The 18,091-nt window shown below is 58.8% G+C and carries 22 protein-coding genes; 11 read left to right on the forward strand and 11 right to left on the reverse strand.

Annotated elements, in window-relative coordinates:
• Positions 1-4 precede the first annotated feature (4 nt).
• Both EU557_RS23945 and EU557_RS23950 read left to right on the forward strand, forming a co-directional pair.
• Entirely contained in the window at positions 5-253 is a 249-nt protein-coding gene (locus tag EU557_RS23945) for a GDCCVxC domain-containing (seleno)protein (protein WP_052381937.1), read from the forward strand.
• A gap of 42 nt (positions 254-295) precedes the next feature.
• Entirely contained in the window at positions 296-508 is a 213-nt protein-coding gene (locus EU557_RS23950) for a hypothetical protein (RefSeq protein WP_044019220.1), read from the forward strand.
• 96 nt (positions 509-604) lie between these two features.
• Here the strand turns inward: EU557_RS23950 and arsB are convergent, their stop codons facing one another.
• The 6 genes from arsB to EU557_RS23980 form a co-directional block, all read right to left on the reverse strand.
• Entirely contained in the window at positions 605-1,711 is a 1,107-nt protein-coding gene (gene arsB / locus EU557_RS23955) for an ACR3 family arsenite efflux transporter (protein WP_135532988.1), read from the reverse strand.
• Between the two features lie 14 nt (positions 1,712-1,725).
• Positions 1,726-2,220, reverse strand: coding sequence for a GNAT family N-acetyltransferase (locus EU557_RS23960; protein WP_135532989.1), 495 nt, complete (start codon positions 2,218-2,220; stop codon positions 1,726-1,728).
• Between the two features lie 13 nt (positions 2,221-2,233).
• Entirely contained in the window at positions 2,234-3,007 is a 774-nt protein-coding gene (locus EU557_RS23965) for a metallophosphoesterase family protein (protein WP_135532990.1), read from the reverse strand.
• Positions 3,008-3,088: 81 nt separating this feature from the next.
• Positions 3,089-3,547: a DUF6428 family protein gene (locus EU557_RS23970; RefSeq protein ID WP_135532991.1), complete on the reverse strand. Its 459-nt coding sequence runs from the start codon at positions 3,545-3,547 to the stop codon at positions 3,089-3,091.
• 31 nt (positions 3,548-3,578) lie between these two features.
• Positions 3,579-3,929 (reverse strand): ArsR/SmtB family transcription factor, encoded by a 351-nt coding sequence (locus EU557_RS23975; RefSeq protein ID WP_135532992.1) that lies wholly within the window; start codon positions 3,927-3,929, stop codon positions 3,579-3,581.
• A 180-nt stretch (positions 3,930-4,109) separates the two neighbouring features.
• Complete coding sequence (locus EU557_RS23980; RefSeq protein WP_135532993.1) at positions 4,110-4,382, reverse strand: DUF4158 domain-containing protein; 273 nt, start codon at positions 4,380-4,382, stop codon at positions 4,110-4,112.
• Positions 4,383-4,724: 342 nt separating this feature from the next.
• Between EU557_RS23980 and EU557_RS23985 the strand changes: the two genes are divergently transcribed.
• The 4 genes from EU557_RS23985 (at position 4,725) to EU557_RS24000 (ending at position 9,382) form a co-directional block, all read left to right on the forward strand.
• On the forward strand, positions 4,725-6,803 hold the full coding sequence (locus tag EU557_RS23985) for a GNAT family N-acetyltransferase (RefSeq protein ID WP_135532994.1): 2,079 nt from the start codon (positions 4,725-4,727) through the stop codon (positions 6,801-6,803).
• A 10-nt stretch (positions 6,804-6,813) separates the two neighbouring features.
• Entirely contained in the window at positions 6,814-7,269 is a 456-nt protein-coding gene (locus tag EU557_RS23990) for an ASCH domain-containing protein (RefSeq protein WP_167855342.1), read from the forward strand.
• Between the two features lie 481 nt (positions 7,270-7,750).
• The gene (locus tag EU557_RS23995; RefSeq protein WP_135532996.1) at positions 7,751-8,626 is read left to right on the forward strand and encodes an NAD-dependent epimerase/dehydratase family protein; all 876 of its coding nucleotides are present in this window, start codon (positions 7,751-7,753) and stop codon (positions 8,624-8,626) included.
• A gap of 117 nt (positions 8,627-8,743) precedes the next feature.
• The gene (locus EU557_RS24000; protein WP_135532997.1) at positions 8,744-9,382 is read left to right on the forward strand and encodes a recombinase family protein; all 639 of its coding nucleotides are present in this window, start codon (positions 8,744-8,746) and stop codon (positions 9,380-9,382) included.
• A 184-nt stretch (positions 9,383-9,566) separates the two neighbouring features.
• On the opposite strand, the gene EU557_RS24005 is transcribed toward EU557_RS24000, so the two are convergent.
• Together EU557_RS24005 and EU557_RS24010 are read right to left on the reverse strand one after the other, a co-directional pair.
• Positions 9,567-10,448: a helix-turn-helix domain-containing protein gene (locus EU557_RS24005; protein WP_135532998.1), complete on the reverse strand. Its 882-nt coding sequence runs from the start codon at positions 10,446-10,448 to the stop codon at positions 9,567-9,569.
• Positions 10,449-10,544: 96 nt separating this feature from the next.
• Positions 10,545-10,838, reverse strand: coding sequence for a putative quinol monooxygenase (locus tag EU557_RS24010; protein ID WP_019949546.1), 294 nt, complete (start codon positions 10,836-10,838; stop codon positions 10,545-10,547).
• A gap of 519 nt (positions 10,839-11,357) precedes the next feature.
• On the opposite strand from EU557_RS24010, the gene EU557_RS24015 reads away from it, so the two are divergent.
• The 3 genes from EU557_RS24015 to EU557_RS24025 all read left to right on the forward strand — a co-directional run bounded on the left by EU557_RS24015 (position 11,358) and on the right by EU557_RS24025 (position 14,291).
• Positions 11,358-11,765 carry a GlcG/HbpS family heme-binding protein gene (locus EU557_RS24015; protein ID WP_089334453.1) on the forward strand — a complete coding sequence of 136 codons (408 nt, stop codon included), beginning with the start codon at positions 11,358-11,360 and terminating at the stop codon, positions 11,763-11,765.
• Between the two features lie 93 nt (positions 11,766-11,858).
• Positions 11,859-13,088, forward strand: a complete 1,230-nt coding sequence (gene fdhA / locus EU557_RS24020) for a formaldehyde dehydrogenase, glutathione-independent (RefSeq protein WP_089334450.1) — start codon at positions 11,859-11,861, stop codon at positions 13,086-13,088.
• A 291-nt stretch (positions 13,089-13,379) separates the two neighbouring features.
• Positions 13,380-14,291: an AraC family transcriptional regulator gene (locus tag EU557_RS24025; RefSeq protein ID WP_167855343.1), complete on the forward strand. Its 912-nt coding sequence runs from the start codon at positions 13,380-13,382 to the stop codon at positions 14,289-14,291.
• 53 nt (positions 14,292-14,344) lie between these two features.
• Here EU557_RS24025 and EU557_RS24030 read toward each other — a convergent pair whose 3' ends face one another.
• A complete protein-coding gene (locus EU557_RS24030) occupies positions 14,345-14,500 on the reverse strand; it encodes a hypothetical protein (RefSeq protein ID WP_183405510.1) in 156 nt (51 codons plus the stop codon).
• 433 nt (positions 14,501-14,933) lie between these two features.
• Here EU557_RS24030 and EU557_RS26175 point away from each other — a divergent pair, with 433 nt between their 5' ends.
• Together EU557_RS26175 and EU557_RS24040 are read left to right on the forward strand one after the other, a co-directional pair.
• Positions 14,934-15,212, forward strand: a complete 279-nt coding sequence (locus tag EU557_RS26175) for a helix-turn-helix domain-containing protein (protein WP_089334549.1) — start codon at positions 14,934-14,936, stop codon at positions 15,210-15,212.
• Entirely contained in the window at positions 15,113-15,949 is an 837-nt protein-coding gene (locus EU557_RS24040) for an IS630 family transposase (RefSeq protein WP_125433834.1), read from the forward strand. The genes EU557_RS26175 and EU557_RS24040 overlap by 100 nt, the downstream gene beginning before the upstream one ends.
• Positions 15,950-16,151: 202 nt before the next feature.
• Here the strand turns inward: EU557_RS24040 and EU557_RS24045 are convergent, their stop codons facing one another.
• Both EU557_RS24045 and EU557_RS24050 read right to left on the reverse strand, forming a co-directional pair.
• Positions 16,152-16,658, reverse strand: a complete 507-nt coding sequence (locus EU557_RS24045) for a hypothetical protein (RefSeq protein WP_089334160.1) — start codon at positions 16,656-16,658, stop codon at positions 16,152-16,154.
• 10 nt (positions 16,659-16,668) lie between these two features.
• Positions 16,669-17,826: a zinc-dependent alcohol dehydrogenase gene (locus EU557_RS24050; protein WP_089334159.1), complete on the reverse strand. Its 1,158-nt coding sequence runs from the start codon at positions 17,824-17,826 to the stop codon at positions 16,669-16,671.
• Positions 17,827-18,091: the final 265 nt, after the last annotated feature.

An 18,091-nucleotide genomic window follows, 5' to 3' on the forward strand; every position in this document is an offset into this window, starting at 1 on the left:
GGCTATGATTTCCCTCACGCCTTCTGCCCCTACCCCCTTGGTCACGCTGACGTCGGTGCTTACCTGTCCGGTTTGCCAGCATGCCCAAGCTGAGCAGATGCCCACCGACGCCTGCCAGTGGTTTTACGAATGCACCAGCTGCCACACCGTGCTCAAGCCCCTGGCCGGCGACTGCTGCGTGTTCTGCTCCTACGGCACGGTGCCTTGCCCGCCCATTCAGGAGCAGGGCACAGGGGCCTGCGGCTGCTGCTAGATGCCTTTCCTTCGCCTACTCACTCCTTTACCTTTCCATCTCATGAAAAATCTCCTGCTTGCCCTGACCCTGTTTGCCACCATCAGCAGCGCCGCGGCCCATGACGGCAAACCCGGCAAAAAGAACAAAAAAGCGGTTAAAGAAGCCACCATGCAGTGCTCGAAGGACGAGAAGCCCGGGGCCAGCTGCTGCGCCAAAAAGCCAACCACGGCCGCCGTGGTGACCCCGGCTGCTGCGGAAGCCGTTAAAAAGTAGGCTTCTTAGGCAGCGGTTACCATGCGGCCGCATGGACGCAAAAAAGCGCCTGACTCGTGAGGTAAGGCGCTTTATTGTTTGGATAGTCTGCCCCCATTACGCCTGCGCAGCCACGCTGTTCCCGTCGTACCAGCGGCGCCGAAACCAGAAGGCTAGGTTGACCAGTGCAATTAGTGCCGGCACTTCAATCAGCGGCCCGATTACGCCCGCAAACGCCTGCCCCGAGTTGAGCCCGAACACGCCAATGGCCACCGCAATGGCCAACTCAAAGTTGTTGCCCGTCGCCGTAAAGGCAATGCTGGCATTCTCGGCGTAATCGGCCCCCAGGTACTTGCCCGCCGCGAAGCTGAGCACGAACATGATGCCGAAGTACAGGGCCAGCGGCAACGCAATGCGCAGCACATCCAGCGGCACCTGCACGATGCTTTCCCCCTTGAGGCTGAACATGACCACGATGGTGAGCAGCAGCGCTACCAGCGTCACGGGACTGATGGCCGGGATGAAGACCTGCTCGTACCACTCATTTCCTTTGAGCCGACGCAACACTAGGCGCGACAGAAAGCCCGCGGCAAACGGAATGCCCAAGTACACCAGCACGCTCTGCGCGATGTTCCCAATGCCAATGTGTACCGCGTACCCTTTCAGCCCGAAGTAAGGCGGCAGCACGGAGATGAACAGCCAGGCCAGCAGGGAGTAAAACAGCACCTGAAAGATGGAGTTGAGTGCTACTAGCCCGGCCGCGTATTCACGTGAGCCGTCGGCCAAATCGTTCCAGACCAAGACCATGGCAATGCAGCGGGCAATGCCAATCAGAATCAGCCCCATCATGTACTCGGGCTTGTCGGGCAGCAGCCAGATGGCCAGAAAGAACATAAGCAGCGGGCCGAGTATCCAATTCAGGAACAGCGAGAGGCCAATGATGCGCGTGTTTTTGAAAACCGTAGGCAGCTGCTCGTACTTGACCTTGGCCAGCGGCGGGTACATCATCAAAATCAGGCCGATGGCCAGCGGTACGTTCACCGTGCCCACCGAGAAGTAGTTGACTGCATCGTTGACGCCGGGCACGAGGTAGCCCAGGGCCACGCCCAGCGCCATGGCTAGGAATATCCACAGGGTCAGGCCCCGGTCGAGACCGGAGAGCTTCTTTTCCGCCAGCGCGGCCGGCGCCGGGGGGGCGGGTGGGGGTTGATTTAGGATGGTCATCAATAGGGGTTGAATTACCCGACGCCGACAGTCAGACTACGACGTTCCATCTGCACCGTGTTGCGCCATACGCCGTGATGCTGGCCAATCCGTTCGCGGTAGCCAATCACCCGGAATCCCGCCTGCGTGTGCAGACCAATGCTGGCCTTGTTCTCTTCAAACGTGCCGGCCTGCAGCGTCCAGATGCCGTGGGCTTCCGACTCGGCAATCAGGGCCTGCAGCAGCTGCCGGCCCACGCCTTGCCCGCGGGCTTCCGCCGCGATGTAGATGCTGATTTCGGCCACCCCGCCATACACGCAGCGCCCCGATACCGGGGAGAGGGCGGCCCAGCCCAGCACCGTGCCGGCCTCGTCCACCGCCACGAGCCGGCTATGGCCCAGGTGGGCTTTATCCCAGGCTTCCCAGGCGGGGGCCTGCGTTTCAAACGTAGCGTTGCCGGTGGCCATGCCGGCTTCGTAAATGGCCTTCACCGCCGGCCAGTGGACTTGGGTGAGCGGAACAATAGTCATGGCAGCAAGTGGGTTAGTAGGCCTTGCGCAGCATGTCGGCGTATTCGTTGGGCAGCGGCGAGGCCTCCACGGCCCGGGCTGCTTTCTCCACATCGTACTCCACGCGAATCAACTCCGAGCGCACGCTGTTGGGGTCCGTCAGTTGGGTGTTCTCGTCCAAGTGTACCAGCTGGTAGGCTGCGCGCGGGTCGCCATCCTTAGGCTTGCCCACCGAGCCGATGTTGAGCGCGTGCCGGTAGCGGGTTTCGCCTTCGTGCTCGTAGGCAAAGGTGCGATGATACGGCTTGTGCGTGTGCCCAAACAGCATAATGTCGGTGTTGGCCTCCTGCAGTACCCGCAGAAAGCTGGTTTCGGGCCGGTCCTCAAACAGGTACTCGTTGATTTTGCGCGGCGAGCCGTGCACCATCAGCAAACTCAGCGTGCAGGGCTCTTCCTGAAAGTCCAGGCGCATGTGCTTGGGCAGGTAGCGCAGGTAGCGCCGCTCCTCCGAGCCTACCACCTGGTTGGTGTAGGCAATGCTTTGCGCGCCCAGGTTTTTCTCCACGTCCGTCTTATAGGCGCAGCCGCAGTTTTCGCTGGCCAGCCCAATGCCCTGGTCGTAGTTGCCGGCCAGCGTGGGGATGCCGCGGCGGCGCACTTCGTTCACCACTTCGTTGGGCCAGGGTGCGTAGCCTACCAAGTCGCCCAGGCAGAAAATCATGTCGGGCCGGCGCTGCTCCATATCGGCCAGCACCGCTTCCAGGGCCGGCAGGTTGCCGTGCACGTCGGAGAAAAAGGCAATCGTCATCAGAAAGAAGTCAGAGAGGGCATCGGGAAAGGGCAATCAGCAAAACGGCGCCACCTGGAAAGGAAGCGCCGCGAAGCGGGGTTAGCAGCAACCGCCGCCGGGGGCGCAGGCGGCCACCTGTAACTGGGGCAGCGCAAACTGGTCGCTGGGAATACCGCAGGCATCCTGGGCCAGGCAGGCCGTCTGTTTCGGCGTCAGCACGAAGTCGGTGCCGTCGAAGGCGAGGCCGAACTTGCCGATGGTGGCCTGCTGGTATTCTACCTCGATGTCCAGGTCGTCACGGCCCAGGATTTTCTCCGAGAGCTTCAGGATGTGCAGGAATTTCTGGGGTGCTAAGCGGTGGTCGTAGTCGCCGGCTTCCCACAGCTGGAAGTTCGCAACCGTCTCGCGGCGCTCGGTGCCGCCGCAATCAATGAAGTGCTTGCTCACCAGGCCCACTTCCGTCACATGGAAGTGCGAAGGCAGGTAGTCGCCCGAGGGCAGGCGGAAATTCACGGCGTCGAGACCCGCGAGGGTCTGCTTCATTTCGGAAATTTTCATCGGTTAGAAAGACTAGGGTTGAAGAGATGAATTAGCAAGCGCAGGCGTCGGCCGGCCCACAGGCCGGGCTGGCAGTTGCTTCGAGAAAGAATCCGGTAAACTGTTGATGCACCTGCTTGAGCAGCTCCGTGTTGAGGCAATAGCAGACCGTCAGCCCGTCAATCTCGCCGCGAATCAAGTCCAGGGCCTTAAGCTCCTGCAGGTGTTGCGAGACAGTCGTGCGAGACAAGGGCAGCTCCGCGGCAATGTCGCCGGAGATGCAGGTTTGCTTGGAGGCCAGAAACTGGATAATGGCCACCCGAGCCGGGTGCGCCAGGGCTTTGGCCACGCGGGCCAGCTGCTGTTGCTCTTCGGTAAACGCGGCGATTTTGGCGTAAGTCATAAGTAATTTTGAAATATGTCGTAAATATACGACATAATATGTCGTATATTTACGACATGAAAATTTTAACTTTTGGGATTCTCTCAGAAAACGGAATAAATAGCACGAAAAAGCCTAGAAGGGGCGGTAGGGGCTGAAATTTGCCGGGTGCGCGCTTACTGCGCCACGAATAGTTGCCCGTCAGAAGGCGAGCAGCGCCGGGCCCGGCACTCGGTCCGGTTCCAGCACAACGCCCGTAAAATGCAGGTAGCCGAGTTGTGCAGCAACGCCCAGGCAGCTGGCTGCGCCCCTGTGCTGTTGAATCAGTGATAGGTCTGCTTTACTGAAGATATACTGTCGGATAAATTCCTTGGGGCTTTCGGGCAGTGCAAGCAGATACTCGCGCTCTGTTGCGGATAAGGTGGAACGACGGGGCCTAGGCAGCGGGGCGTGGAGGCAGTTCAACGTGTTCATTCCACGTCAGTAAAACAAGCCCCCCCAACTGCCCCTGCCTATATATTTATTTGTATAACCCTATTTAGCTCGGAGCTAGCACTCGGCTTGCTACCACTTCATAATAACTCGCTAAATCATGTATAGCTGGCAGAGGCGCTGGCAGCCAATCGCTATCACAGATGCTTTCAAGACCAGTCATTACCTCGACCAAACAGAATGTGTAAGTTTGGTGAGGTGGAAACCCCAAATTGGTTTCCCACTGGCAAGCTAGTCGCTAGCTAACCTCACCTGTTAGCACCGTTACGCAACGCTACCTAATGAGGAAGGCGTTGGCAAGTCCCGTGATTCCAATTATCCATTATGCAAACAGAAGTACGCCTACTTCACGCTAGTGACACCACCCTACTAGACCAAGTTATTGATTTGGCCGATGACAACCGGGGCTCGCTGGGCTTTATGCCCGCGCAGGCGTTTGGCCCGTTTGCCCGCAGCGGCAACATCATCGTGGCCGTGCAAGGGGGTAAGCTTCTGGGCTACCTGCTGTTTCGCCGGGTCAAGACCAAATACAGCGCGGCCATCACGCACCTGTGTGTGCAAGAGGCCGCCAGGGGGCAGCAGGTCCCCCGGCAGCTGTTCGATTTCTTGCGAGAACTGGTGAAGGGCGTCTCCGCCATCACGTTGAAGTGCCGGCGCGACTATACGTTCGCCAATAAGCTCTGGCATCGGCTCGGCTTTATTCCGCGCGACGAAGTCACCGGGCGCAGTCTGGACGGCAAGCCGCTCACCCGCTGGTATTATTTGTTTAACACGCAGTTAGAGTTATTTACTGCCCGGGAAGAGGACGAGAGATTGCGCGTCGTGATTGATGCCAATGTCTTCTACGACCTGTGCGGCGCGCAGGACGCTACTGAGTCGAAGGAGGCCTACTCGTTGCTAGCCGACTGGTTGCAGGATGACATATCGCTCTGCGTTACGGACGAAATCTACCACGAGATTCACCGCAACCAGAACAGGGCAGTGCGGGAAGCGAATAGGAAAGCGCTTCGCAAATTCGAGGAGTTGCGCTACGACAAGCCAAGACGAGATGGCATCTTGGCTGATATAAAAACGATCATTCAGCGCTCCGACTCGGAGCGTAATAAATCGGATTTGACTCACTTAGCCAACGCCATCGCCGCGAAGGCGCGCTATTTCATTACGCAGGATGTGGCTGTTATCGAGCAGGGCGAGTCACTGTTTGATAGGTACGGCCTGCTGGTTAGGAGGCCCGTGGATTTGGTAGTGGATATTGACGAACTAAAAAACAACAACAAATACGTTGAATCCCGCTTCGTTGAACACAAGACATCTTTTGCACCCATCAAATCGAGGGATATTACGGCCCTGACGCAAAACTTCATTTACCATGAGGGCCGCGAGAAGCTCAACGAGCTACGCACTAAGTTGCGCACCTTCGTAGCGAGCCCGGAGCTGTATCAAGCCGAAGTCTGGAAGGCCAATAAAAGCGAGATGGTCCAACACGCCATGACGGTGTGGGGCGTCGAGGGCGGCGGGCTGGACGTGGCGCTGCTGCGGTGTAAGCCGAATCACAGCCGGCTGGTGGAGCGCAAACTCAAGGAACTCATCCTAAATGCCGCCGGCCGGGGCCTAACCTACGTAAAGGTATCCGATCCGTACATCTCGGACACGGTCAGAAAAGCGCTGGCCGAGTACCGCTTTTTCCGCGATCCGAGCGATGACTGCTGGTACCGCTTTCTGGCCTCCGGTATCAGAAGCCTAGACGAACTGACCGCGCACCTCGGCGATCAACTTCAACAGGCAGGCGGTCTGCCAGAACCCTTACGCCAAGCATTCTTGGCGGGCGAGACGGATACGCAGAGCCTTTTCCAGGCTGAGAAGTGCCTATGGCCGGTCAAGCTGGCTGGCGCCAAAGTTCCCTGCTACATCGTGCCTATTCAGCACCGGTGGGCCCGTAATCTCTTCGACGAGCGCATGAGCGAAGCCGATATCTTCGGCTTCGACGCCACGCTGCTATTTAGCCGACGCAACGTGTACTACCGCGGGGCCACTCCGCGCCTGCCCCAAGCAGGCCGGATCCTGTGGTACGTTTCCAAGAGCAAGGGTGGCCAGCAGTACGGCGAGCTACGCGCTGCCTCCTACGTGGAGACAGTGACTATTGCCAGTGCCAAAAGCCTATTTCGCAAGTATGAGGGCCTAGGCGTATACAAGTGGAGCGACATTATCGCGTTAGCTAAAGGTAACGCACATGCCCCCATCCTGTGCTTCGAGTTTGCCGATACGGAGCTGCTACCCACGCCGATGAGCTTCGGCGACCTGCAAAAAAATTTAGTAACCGCCGGCCGAAAACCCAACCAGCTAGTAGGCCCTATCGAAATAAGCCACGAGCTGTACCTAAAGCTCTATGCTCAAACCGGCTAACTTTGTTAGTATGCAAGTCATCCTGATGTCTATCAAGCCCAAGTACGCCGAGCAAATCATCCGGGGTAACAAGACAATTGAGCTGCGCCGCGTGGCCCCCAATCTGGACAAGGCCACGGTTATCCTGATTTATGAAAGCACCCCGGTAAAAGCCATCACCGGCTACGCGTTCATCAGCGAGATAACGAAGTTGAGTCCTTCGGAGGCGTGGGCACAGTATGCGGGCAAGGCCCAGATATCAAAGCGGGATTTTGACGAATATTACCAGGGCACTGACCATGCCTTTGCCATTCACCTCAAAGAGGCGGCCCGGTTGTTAGAGCCGATAAGCCTAGCTAACCTGCGAAGCGAGCAAATTCTATTTAATCCACCGCAATCCTACCGCTATCTGCATTTACAAGCGTTCGGCGAGGAAATCGGCCAAGAAATACACGCAGTCAAGCAACGAGCAACTGCTGCTTGCTAGAGCCTTGTATGGTCTGTGGGGGTATGGCAGAGTGAAGTGGCTACCCTAGCGACGTCATAGATATCGGGTGGACGTTTGTCGCCCCATATTTGGCCTTGGTACGGGGAAACGTGCCGCAGTGGCGGCGCACACTACTGGCTCTGTTCAAATTCCTTTGCTATTTGGTCAAAACCGGCTGCGGCTAGCGCTACCTACCCCACGACCTGCCGGCCTGGCCCGCCGTCTATTAGTAGTGGGCCCGCTGGCGCAATAAAATAATGGGTGTTATTAAATAAATAAGGGAAAACCTGCGACTCAGTTCGCCAAAACTTCTGGCAACGGGGCGAAGGATTCTGGAAAGTATCTTGGGAGGCGCTTTACTCATTGGCCCGTGTACAGCCGGATACAGTCCTGATGCCTGGAATCACGCTGCTGCGGGGCTCGGCAGCTTGCGTTAAAGCAGTTCACGCTATCTTGTGCCAACCACCTATGGTTGCTTCTAATGCGATCTTCCTCGTCAGTGCTGGTTACGGGTTCCTCTGGCCGTTTGGGTCGGGAACTGGTCTTCTTACTGCGGGCCCGCGGGTACTCGGTAGTTGGCGTGGACGTCGTAGCGGGCCCCACCACGGACCAGCTGCTTGATATTCGGGATGGGGGAGCGGTGCTCGCCGCAACGCGTGGCGTGGGCGCCATCCTGCACACGGCCGCCCTGCACGGCAAGCACTACGACCTGCACTACCCGCGCCTCGACTTTGTGCGCACCAACGTCGAAGGCACGCTTCACCTGCTCAACGCCTGCGTTACCCACGGCATTTCCAAGTTTCTCTATACCAGCACCACCTCCATCTACGGTCAAGCCATGGTACACCCTGACCAGGCCGTGTGGGTGGATGAAGACTTGGTACCGCAACCACGAGACATATACGACATCACCAAACAAGCCGCCGAGGCCCTGTGCCGGGACTTCTTTGAGAAGGAGGGCGTGCAGGCCACTGTACTACGGGTATCGCGCTTCTTGCCGGAGCCAGACAACCTAGCGCTTAATCACCGCCTCTACCGCGGGCTGGACGAGCGCGACGGGGCCCTGGGGCTTGTGCTGGCCCTGGAACACGACTTGGCCACGTTTGAGGTGTTCAACATCTCGGCCGGCAGCCCCTTTGAGCGCGACGATCTGGTGCAGCTCAAGCGCGACCCCGCCGCCGCCATCCACCGGCGGATGCCAGAAGCAGCGGCCGTGTATGCCCAGCGGGGATGGGCGTTGCCGACCAGCATTGACCGGGTCTACAGCATCGAGAAGGCCCGACGGGTGTTGGGGTACCAGCCCCGCTACACGGCGCAGGCCCTCTTGCAGCAGGCAACCCACTCCCTTAAACAATAGCGTAGACGTTCGTTATCCCCATCCGCCAGCGGTAGCGTTAACGTGCGTGTAAAGGTATCGATTGCCGCTACCTTTACGAGGTCCATTCACCTTTTCGCTAAACAGCCTATTTTGCCTATGATTTTTGGCTACGTCCGCGTCTCCACGAGCGCCCAATCGGCCGAGAGCCAAAAGAGCCTCATCGCCCGCTACCTGGTCGAGCACCGCTGGACCCTGGACGAGTGGATCGAAGTCGAGATGTCCTCCCGCCGGACCGCCGGGCAGCGCCGCCTGCCCGAGTTGCTGGCCAAGGTTGCTGCCGGCGACACGGTCATCGTCTCCGAGCTCTCCCGGCTGGGCCGCTCGCTGCGCGAAGTGCTGGGCCTGATTGAGGAGCTGATTCACCAGAAGCGGTGCCGGCTGATTCTGGTCAAGCAGGGCCTGGACCTGGACCCGCAGAATCACCGCGACATGACCCACAAAATCCTGCTCACCATTTTCGCCATGCTGGCCGAGCTGGAGCGGGACTTCGTTTCCGAGCGCACGAAGGAAGGCTTGCGGGCGCGGCGCGAGCAGGGCATCGTGCTGGGCAAGCCCAAGGGTGTGGTGCAGCCCTCCATGTACGACGCCGACCGCGAGCGGATTCTGCACCTGCATGCGCTGGGCGTACCGCTCACCACCATCGTGGACGTGCACCTGAAGTACGGCAAGTACCTCTCCCTGAAAAACTACCTGGCCAAACTGCAGCGGCAACCGAGCCGAAATGCCGCCCCCTAACCGGACGACTCGGAGGTTTTCCCCTATTTGTTCAAAAACACCTAAATTACCTATATAATTATAATTTTTTTATATACGATGCGCCGTATGGGCACTCTTTGGGAGCCAGCAGCCTACAGAAGGAAGCCCGCGGTCTGGTTGGGAAAAACGATTTCTCCAGCCAACCGCTGGCAGCTCAACAGCGCTAGCTTTCTTCTGCTTTTGCGAACCCAACTGATTCACGAAAAAACTGCGGCGATACGGCCGTATTCTTCTTGAAGAAGCGGCTGAAATAGTGTTCATCCCCGAAGCCCAGCGCGAAGGCGATAGCCTTGACGGATTGACTGGTTAGGTACAGTTCGCGCTTGGCCTCCATAATGATTCGCTCCGTGATGAGTTGGCTGAGCGTCTTCTGATAATGGGACTTGACCAGGCGCGTTAGGCTTCGGGCGGGAACTCGTAACAGGTCGGCATACTCCCCGGCCGTGTGCAGGTGGCGGTAGTGCGTATTAATGGCCTCTTGAAGTTGCTGCAGGAGCCAGGGCTCCCGGCCAGACGGGTTCTGCTCGGTGCCTAACGCGGGCTGTGCCGTACGAATACGGATAGCTTTCAGCAAAAAGAGCTTCAGATATAATACGATGGACTCTTGTTGTGCTACCTCTTGACGCCGTACTTCCTCTTGCATCACAGCTGCCAGGGCGGCAAATTCACGCACCGCCTCTGCTGTAACCGGGAAGAAGGGCGGCTCAAAAATGGTGTTGAACAAGATGCCATTGCTAGCTACCTCCTGCTGATGCCGGTAGATGCAGAAAAAGTCGGCATGAAAATCTAGGACTAGGCCCGCTACAGCGGTGCTGGCTTGGATAGTGTAGGGTTGGTACGGGCCAAAACAACACAGCGTACTGCCAGCAAACCGGTAGGTGGCAAAGTTGGCGCGTAGCTCGCCGCTGCCCTGCGTAAGCAGAATGAGGGAGTAATAATTATTGCGTTGTAAGTAATTAAACGGGGTGTCGTCGCTAAAGGAGTAGCTTCGAAACGCTAGTTCACCCGTGTGCGGATGAGTTAGCAGGAGACAGTCAATCGCCATCGCGTGAGGAGAATAGCAGCTAGCCAACTGGACTACCTGCCCGCCAGCCCCTAAAGCGACCTATGCCCAGGCATAGGTCGCTTTAGGGGCTGGTAATTATTTGGCAGCCAAGATAGCTACTTGTTCAATGACAGGCGGCACGGCCAGCAAGTCGGCCGCATGGGCCATCAACGCAGCGGCAATAGGGCCGTTAAGATGCGCCTGCCGGCCTGCTTCATCCGGAAAGGTATCAAAGATACCGAAGGTGGCCGGCGCCAGCTGAATAGCATACCAGGTTATGGTAGCCGGCTCTTGCTGAGCCAGGGGCAGAGCGCCCGTCAAAAAATCGAGTACTGCCTGCTCTTTACCGGGCTTCGCTTCGAGCCGGACCAGCAATCCTACATTCTTCATGGAAGTGGGGGTTAGGTGAATTGATATAACAAAGGTGCTGCCTCTCCGAAAGGATTAACATGGACGGACGCAACTAGTGGCTGGACAAAAAGACCATATCCTCAGGATTCTCTACTAGCGAGAGAACATGACAAAGGTCCCTCGGCGGCCTACCCCCGTGCATTATCATAGGGGAAGAAGTGCGGGCGGTGAGGCCTGAAAACAAGGTGTTGCCCCAGGGGCTAGCGCTTTATAGCCAGCCAAATGAAATGAGGAGGCCGCCCCTAAACAACTCGGCGAGGTGCCTGCGAATGCCGGGCCAGGGTACGCCACGGCTGCCGCCGCACCCGTCGGCCTCAGCGCCCGGTAACAACCAGCCCCAGACTAGGCGGAGGGGACTAGCACTATCCTCGCAAAGTACTGCATAATCCTAGCAATCTTATGATTTGGCGCAACCGTCCAGTAGGGAGCCTGGTTCATACGGCAGCCTGCTACCCCGGCTGGCCTTGCTACATTCCCACCTTATTCCCCTCCACACCCATGGGTATTTCCCTCGAACAGGCGCAGGCTGCCGTGCAGGCAGCCTACCAAAAATCGCTCGAAATAGGCGTCAAGATGAACATTGCCATCGTCGATGCCGGCGCCAACCTCGTGGCGTTTGCCCGCATGGACGACGCCTGGCTCGGCTCACTCGACATTTCGATTAAGAAGGCTAAGACGGCCCGCTTCTTCGATATGCCCACCGGTGACCTTGGCCAGGCCAGCCAGCCCGGCGGCCCGCTCTTCAATATTGAGGTCTCGAACGGCGGCCTCATCACCTTCCCCGGTGGCCTGCCCATCAAGGACGGCAGCGGCAAAATCATCGGCGCCATTGGCGTCTCGGGCGACACGGTCGAGAACGACCATACCGTAGCCGAAGCGGGCTCAAACGCCGTGGCCGGCCAGTAAGGCAGCGTTCTCCATGTTCAGGAAAAAGCGGCGGGCCTGGCTGGCTGGGCCCGCCGCTTTTTCCTTTTATTCTCTAAAACCACCCAACTCAATATGGCTAGCAACAGAGGCGTTGTTTACCTGGGCCCCGGCAAAGTCGAGGTGCAAAGCATTGATTTTCCTGAGCTGAAAAACCCCAAGGGCAAGAAGATAGTCCACGGCGTGATTCTGAAGGTCGTATCCACCAACATCTGCGGCTCCGACCAGCACATGGTGCGCGGGCGGACCACGGCCCCCGCCGGCCTGGTGCTGGGTCACGAAATCACGGGCGAAGTCATTGAGGTAGGGGCCGACGTGGAATTCCTCCAGGTGGGCGACCTCGTATCGGTACCCTTCAACGTGGCTTGCGGCCGTTGCCGCACCTGCAAAGAGCAGCAAACCGGTATCTGCCTGACCGTGAACGAGGGCCGCGCTGGTGGTGCCTACGGCTACGTGGACATGGGCGGCTGGGTAGGCGGCCAGGCCGAATACGTCATGGTGCCTTACGCCGATTTCAACCTGCTCAAGTTTCCCAATAAGGACCAGGCGATGGAAAAAATCCGCGACCTGACCATGCTAAGCGACATTTTTCCCACCGGCTTCCACGGCGCCGTAAAGGCGGGCGTGGGCCCTGGCCGCACGGTGTACGTGGCCGGCGCGGGCCCGGTGGGCCTGGCTGCCGCCGCGTCGGCGCAGCTGCTAGGGGCCGCAGTGGTGATAGTAGGCGACATGAACAAAGCGCGCCTAGCGCACGCCCGCTCGTTTGGCTGCGAAACGGTAGACCTGAACGAAGACGCCAGTCTGGCCGAGCAAATCACCCAGATTTTGGGCGTGCCCGAAATCGACTGCTCTATCGACTGCGTGGGCTTTGAGGCCAGCGGCCACGGCGCGCAGGCCAAGGTAGAGGTGCCGGCTGCCGTGCTCAACTCGCTCATGGAAATCACCCGCGCGGGCGGTGCCATCGGCATCCCCGGCCTGTACGTCACTGACGACCCCGGCGCCAAGGAAGCCGCTGCCAAAACCGGCAACCTGAGCATTCGCTTCGGCCTAGGCTGGGCCAAGAGCCACTCCTTCCACACTGGCCAAACGCCCGTGATGAGCTATAACCGCCAGCTCATGCAGGCCATTCTCTACGATAAAATCCAGATTGCCAAGGCCGTGAATGTGGAAATTATCAGCCTTGACGACGCGCCGAAAGGCTACGCGGAATTTGATAAAGGCGTGGCGCGCAAGTTTGTGATTAACCCCCACAACCTGATTCCGAGCACCAAACCAAAAGTCAAAACCGAAACGGCCGCTGCCTAGGTAGCTCACCTGCTCAGCTCTCAGCCGGACTGTCTCTAGGGGTGGTCCGGCTGTTTTGGTAAGGCAAAGGACGTTTTTTGGCTGGCGCGGATGGGGGAGGCGTTTGCCAATGGCCGCCCCCGGCCGGCCCAAAAAGCAGGGGCTTGCACAAGGCGCGCAATCGGTGGCAGTCTCCTCGCCAAGAACATTTTTGGCCTGCCGACAGGTTATTAGGGCGCCCGCCGTTGCGTAAGCTTCGCATTGGTCGCTGCCATCCGCCTTCTTTTCCACCTGCTTTTCGCCCCTGGTCCCTTGCTGCCTTCCATCCCGCTCACTGCCCCCCACGAGTTCACCACGCTCATCGACCACCGCCGGGTGCAGACGCTGGAGAAGTACGAGCTGAGCATCCTCGAAACGCTGGCCCCCGGTGACCAGGTAGCGCAGTCGTACAGCGACCTGGTGCTGACCAACATGCTGCGCGGCAAAAAAGTAATGCACCTGCGCGACCAGCAGGCCTTTGCCTACCTGCCCGGCCATACCATGGTCGTGCCCCCAAACCTAAAAATGCTGATTGACTTCCCCGAGGCCTCTGACGAAACGCCAACTCAGTGCGTAGCCCTGGCCATCGACCGGCTGCAAGTCATCGACACGGTCAATTACCTCAACGCGTTTTACCCGCGCACCGACGGCGAGCCGTGGCACCTCAGCCTCAGCCAGCACGCTTTTTATAACAACGAAGAGATTACAGCCCTCATCATCAAGCTAGTACGCATTGGCTTCGATGGTTCCCAGAACAAGGACATGCTGGCTGACTTTGCGGTGAAGGAGCTGCTGCTGCGCCTCATGCAGCTGCAGCGCCTGCACCTGACCGAGCACAACACGGCCGTGCTGGCCTCCTCCAACCGCTTTGCCCACACCCTGCAGTACATCAAGGAGAACCTGGCCCAGAAAATCAGTGTCGAGGAGCTGAGCACGCAGGCCTGCATGAGCCAAGCCAATTTCTTCCGCGCCTTCAAGCAGGAGTTCGGCCTCTCGCCCATCGACTACATCATCAAGGCCCGGATGCGGCTGGCCAAGCGCTGCCTGCAAAACCCTGCCATCAGCATTACCGAGATTTGCTTCAAGGCAGGCTTTAGCAACCTGGCCTACTTCACCCGCATGTTTCGACGGTTGGAGCACATGACGCCCACTGAATACCGGGCAATTAGCCAGGGCCACGCGTAAGGGCAGCCGAGCAGGCGGCGCTGCCAGGGCGAAGCTCAGCCGCTTGGCAATGCTTATAGCTGCCGCCCCACACGGCTCAGCCATTCGGGCGTGCTACCCAGGTAAGAGGCAATAAAATGCTGCGGCACTTGCTGCGCGATACCGAGGTACTTGCGCAAAAAGTGCTGGTAAGGCTGGAAATTCGCAAAGCACTCATCGGTAAGCGGCATGTGAGCCTGCAAGTGTGCCCGCAGAAAGTGATAATCAGCCGGAGAATCCAGGCGCTGGAGGTAGTGAAAGCCATGAGTTTGCCACACTATAAGCCATGCACCACAGAACTACCGCCGTGTCAATGAAGGTGCAAAAAGCTAAAGCTTGGGCGTTGCAAACGAGTCGGAGTAGGTATGGTATTTTAAGATATTATATAGTCATAAATAATTATTAAAAATCGAACTCAAACAGTCAATGAGATTCTGTATTAACTCACCCCAAATAGGTTGCAATGAGTAAACAACGTCGCTACTTTGACCAGTAAAGACCTGATAAGATTCAGTTATCAGGTCCTAATCAAAACAGGGCCAAGGCTCTGTATTCATTACTTATCGCATTGGTTAAGTAGCCATACAGAAGTAAGCGTATAGTGCGCAATTGGTAGCTTGCGGCATGCGACGACCTGCCACCGAGTTGAGTTCGGAAGAAGTGACGTGTTTGGAAGCGTGCAGTCAGCACGGACCGCACCCGCGCATGCGGCGGCGGGCGCTGGCCGTGCTGGGCCACCACCGGGGCCAGACGTTGCCGCAACTGGCCGCGCTGTTTGCCGTGCGTTACGCGACGGTACACGGGTGGGTGCAGGCCTGGCACCGGGCCGGCCTGGCGGGGCTAGCCGAGGGCCGGCGCGCCGGACGGCCGCCCAAACTGGCCCCGGCGGCGCAAAAAAAATAGTCGCCTGGCTCGGGTCGGCCACCCAGCAGCTACGCCGGCTCGTGCCCCGCGTGGCAGCCGACCTGCAGGTGCGCGTAAGCGTGGGCACGCTGCGCCGGCTGGCGCGGCGGGCGGGCTATAGCTGGAAGCGCACCCGGCGTAGTCTCAAGGCGCGGCGCGACGCGGTGCTGTTCGGTTTTTTTCAGCAGGAGGTCCAGGCCCTGCACGCGCTGGAAGCGGCCGGCGCGCTGCGGGTCGTGTACGTAGACGAGTGCCGCTTCTCACGCCTGGCGCCGGTGCCCTATGCCTGGCAGGTGCGCGGGCAGGCGCCGGTCGCGCTGCCGGCCGAGCGCGGCGGCGGGGGCCACACCGTGCTGGGCTTGTGGCAGGCCAAGGCCCCGGGCCAGCCGCTGACCAGCTACGTGCTGCCCGGCGCGCTGACGGCCGACCTATTCGTGGCCGCGCTGGACGAGTACAGCCAAGCGCTGTCCGGTCCGACCGTGCTCGTGCTCGACAACGCCTCGGTGCACCGCGCCGCCTGCGTGCAGGCCCGCCACGGAGTGTGGGCCGCGCGCGGCTTGCGCTTACAATTCCTGCCTGCCTACTGCCCCGAGCTGAACCTGATCGAAATCCTCTGGCACCGCTGCAAGCACTACTGGCTCACCCCGGACGACTATCGCACCGAGCAAACCCTACGCGACAAGCTCGACTACCTCATGCCCAGAGTCGGAACTGAGTATACGGTTACTTTTAGCTGACCACTTAACCCCATTGCCCCACACTTTTTGATGCTCTCCCAAGAGTTCTGCAACAGCCACCCTCGTTTTACTAAACGGATAAACCTGACTTCATGAAAACAGAAGCGCCGGTCCTTTGGGGCCGGCGCTTCTGTTTTCTCACCAATCGCAAGGATTACTATCCACGGTTTCGGTTGTGGTGGTCGCCCGAGCGGACCACGCGCTAGCCCCGCTTTGGCTTTGAACCCTTGTTATTTGAGGTCATTAAGTACACCACGCCGGCCGTCAGGGCGGCCACGGTACCGAGCTTAATGAAAAGACTCTTCTTGTCGTGTTTCCATTCGGAGTTGTACCCCTTCTCGGCCCAGATGTTGGGCACCGTGCCATGCGCCAGGTCATCCAGTAGGCCTTCCACCACATTCACCTTGTCGGCCATTACCAGGGGCAGCCAGTGGAGGTAGCTGTTTTCGCTGTACTTGAAGGCGAAGCGCCGAATCATGCCGCTCAGGCCCGAAGGGGGCACTGAGTTGCCGACCACGGCCGTGTAATCGGGCCGCTCGATGGAGTGCAGCACTTCCCGGTCGAGGACCTGTTGGGTGGGCCGCTCCCAGGAGCGGCCGTCGTGTTCCTCGCCGGTGCGGTGCCGGTTTGGATACGTGGGGTCGTTTTTGGGGTCGGCATCGATGCCCCAGCCGGGGATGTGGGCAAAATCTTGTGCGGTCTTTTTCATGAGGCGCGGCTTAGCGATTAGCAGTGGGGGGGATGAGGACCGTCTTGATGCAATTGTCAAGCCTAGCCGAAAAAATGTGGTAGCCTTCGGCGACTTCCTCCAAGGGAATGCGGTGGGTTATTAACAAGCTGGGCTTGAGGATGCCGTTCATCACGTGGTCAATCATGCGGGGCAGGTGGCGCTTCACCGAGGCCTGGTTAGCCCGAATGGTCAGGCCCTTGTTGAGCACGTTGCCGATGGGGATGAGATTGTCGGTCGGGCCGTACACGCCCACAATGGAAATTACGCCGCCTTTCCGCACCGCGTTGATGGCCCAGTGCAGCGCCGTAGCCGAGCCGCCCTGGAGCAGCAACTTGCGCCCGGTGATGGTTTGCATGACGTTGCCTTCGGCCTCGGCCCCCACGGCATCGATGCAGGCATCGGGGCCAATCCAATCGGTGATTTTCTTCAGGAACATGACCGGGTCGTCCATGTCGGTCCGGAAGTTGTAGGCTTCGCACTTGGCGAAATTCTTGGCAAATTCCAGCCGGTAGTCGTACTGGTCGATGATGATGACGCGGCCTGCGCCGAACAGCCAGCAGCACCGCGCCGCCATAATGCCCACCGGCCCCGCGCCAAACACCACCACCGTATCGCCGGGCTGAATGCCGGCCATTTCGGCGGCCTGGTAGCCGGTTGGCGTGATGTCGGTGAGCAGCACGGCGTCGTCGAGGTCCATGCCCGCCGGAATCACCGTGGGGCCGAAATTGGCGTAGGGTACCCGGGCGTATTCGGCCTGGCCGCCGTTGTGGCCGCCCCCGGTATGCGAATACCCCAAAAAGCCGCCACCGGCCGTAGACTCGGAATTAGATTCGTAGCAGTTGCCGTACATGCCCTGCTTGCAGCAGATACACCGCCCGCAGGCAATGTTGAACGGCACCATCACCCGGTCGCCCACTTTCACCTCGGTCACCTCGGAGCCAATCTCCACGATTTCCCCAATGAATTCATGGCCAAACGTCATGCCGACGCGGGTGTCCGGCACATTGCCGTTGTACAAGTGCAGGTCGGACCCGCAAATGCACGTGCGCAAAACCTTCACAATCGCATCCTCGGGATGCAAAATTTCGGGCATGGGTTTTTGAACGGCGCGGACCCTTCTGGGGCCCCGGAAATCCATTGCTAACATGGGAAGACGCTTTAAAAAGTGGAAAGAATGACTGGTCAGTAGTACTCCCATCGCGTTCTTAAGTTGCCTCCACCGCCCAAATCCGTGGAAAATATCGCGCGTGACGGCTGGACTACTGGCCTTGGTTAAAAGTTTGGTCGACAGGGCGTACGCATCAAAACTAAGACGCTGTCTTGAGGGCTGACCTTTGTCTTGTTAGACATCGTTAAGCACTTCATGCTCAGCCAACTCCTTGTCTCATTCGCTACGCTACCGGACCCACGTT

Origin of the sequence: Hymenobacter wooponensis (assembly GCF_004745865.1) — a bacterium.
GTDB classification, from domain to species: Bacteria; Bacteroidota; Bacteroidia; order Cytophagales; family Hymenobacteraceae; genus Hymenobacter; species Hymenobacter wooponensis.

Bases quoted from the DNA above. Each gene is read 5' to 3' on its own strand.
- EU557_RS23945 (WP_052381937.1), top strand. From the start codon at position 5: ATGATTTCCCTCACGCCTTCTGCCCCTACCCCCTTGGTCACGCTGACG.
- EU557_RS23950 (WP_044019220.1), top strand. From the start codon at position 296: ATGAAAAATCTCCTGCTTGCCCTGACCCTGTTTGCCACCATCAGCAGC.
- arsB (WP_135532988.1), bottom strand. From the start codon at position 1,711: ATGACCATCCTAAATCAACCCCCACCCGCCCCCCCGGCGCCGGCCGCG.
- EU557_RS23960 (WP_135532989.1), bottom strand. From the start codon at position 2,220: ATGACTATTGTTCCGCTCACCCAAGTCCACTGGCCGGCGGTGAAGGCC.
- EU557_RS23965 (WP_135532990.1), bottom strand. From the start codon at position 3,007: ATGACGATTGCCTTTTTCTCCGACGTGCACGGCAACCTGCCGGCCCTG.
- EU557_RS23970 (WP_135532991.1), bottom strand. From the start codon at position 3,547: ATGAAAATTTCCGAAATGAAGCAGACCCTCGCGGGTCTCGACGCCGTG.
- EU557_RS23975 (WP_135532992.1), bottom strand. From the start codon at position 3,929: ATGACTTACGCCAAAATCGCCGCGTTTACCGAAGAGCAACAGCAGCTG.
- EU557_RS23980 (WP_135532993.1), bottom strand. From the start codon at position 4,382: ATGAACACGTTGAACTGCCTCCACGCCCCGCTGCCTAGGCCCCGTCGT.
- EU557_RS23985 (WP_135532994.1), top strand. From the start codon at position 4,725: ATGCAAACAGAAGTACGCCTACTTCACGCTAGTGACACCACCCTACTA.
- EU557_RS23990 (WP_167855342.1), top strand. From the start codon at position 6,814: ATGCAAGTCATCCTGATGTCTATCAAGCCCAAGTACGCCGAGCAAATC.
- EU557_RS23995 (WP_135532996.1), top strand. From the start codon at position 7,751: ATGCGATCTTCCTCGTCAGTGCTGGTTACGGGTTCCTCTGGCCGTTTG.
- EU557_RS24000 (WP_135532997.1), top strand. From the start codon at position 8,744: ATGATTTTTGGCTACGTCCGCGTCTCCACGAGCGCCCAATCGGCCGAG.
- EU557_RS24005 (WP_135532998.1), bottom strand. From the start codon at position 10,448: ATGGCGATTGACTGTCTCCTGCTAACTCATCCGCACACGGGTGAACTA.
- EU557_RS24010 (WP_019949546.1), bottom strand. From the start codon at position 10,838: ATGAAGAATGTAGGATTGCTGGTCCGGCTCGAAGCGAAGCCCGGTAAA.
- EU557_RS24015 (WP_089334453.1), top strand. From the start codon at position 11,358: ATGGGTATTTCCCTCGAACAGGCGCAGGCTGCCGTGCAGGCAGCCTAC.
- fdhA (WP_089334450.1), top strand. From the start codon at position 11,859: ATGGCTAGCAACAGAGGCGTTGTTTACCTGGGCCCCGGCAAAGTCGAG.
- EU557_RS24030 (WP_183405510.1), bottom strand. From the start codon at position 14,500: ATGCCGCTTACCGATGAGTGCTTTGCGAATTTCCAGCCTTACCAGCAC.
- EU557_RS26175 (WP_089334549.1), top strand. From the start codon at position 14,934: ATGCGACGACCTGCCACCGAGTTGAGTTCGGAAGAAGTGACGTGTTTG.
- EU557_RS24045 (WP_089334160.1), bottom strand. From the start codon at position 16,658: ATGAAAAAGACCGCACAAGATTTTGCCCACATCCCCGGCTGGGGCATC.
- EU557_RS24050 (WP_089334159.1), bottom strand. From the start codon at position 17,826: ATGTTAGCAATGGATTTCCGGGGCCCCAGAAGGGTCCGCGCCGTTCAA.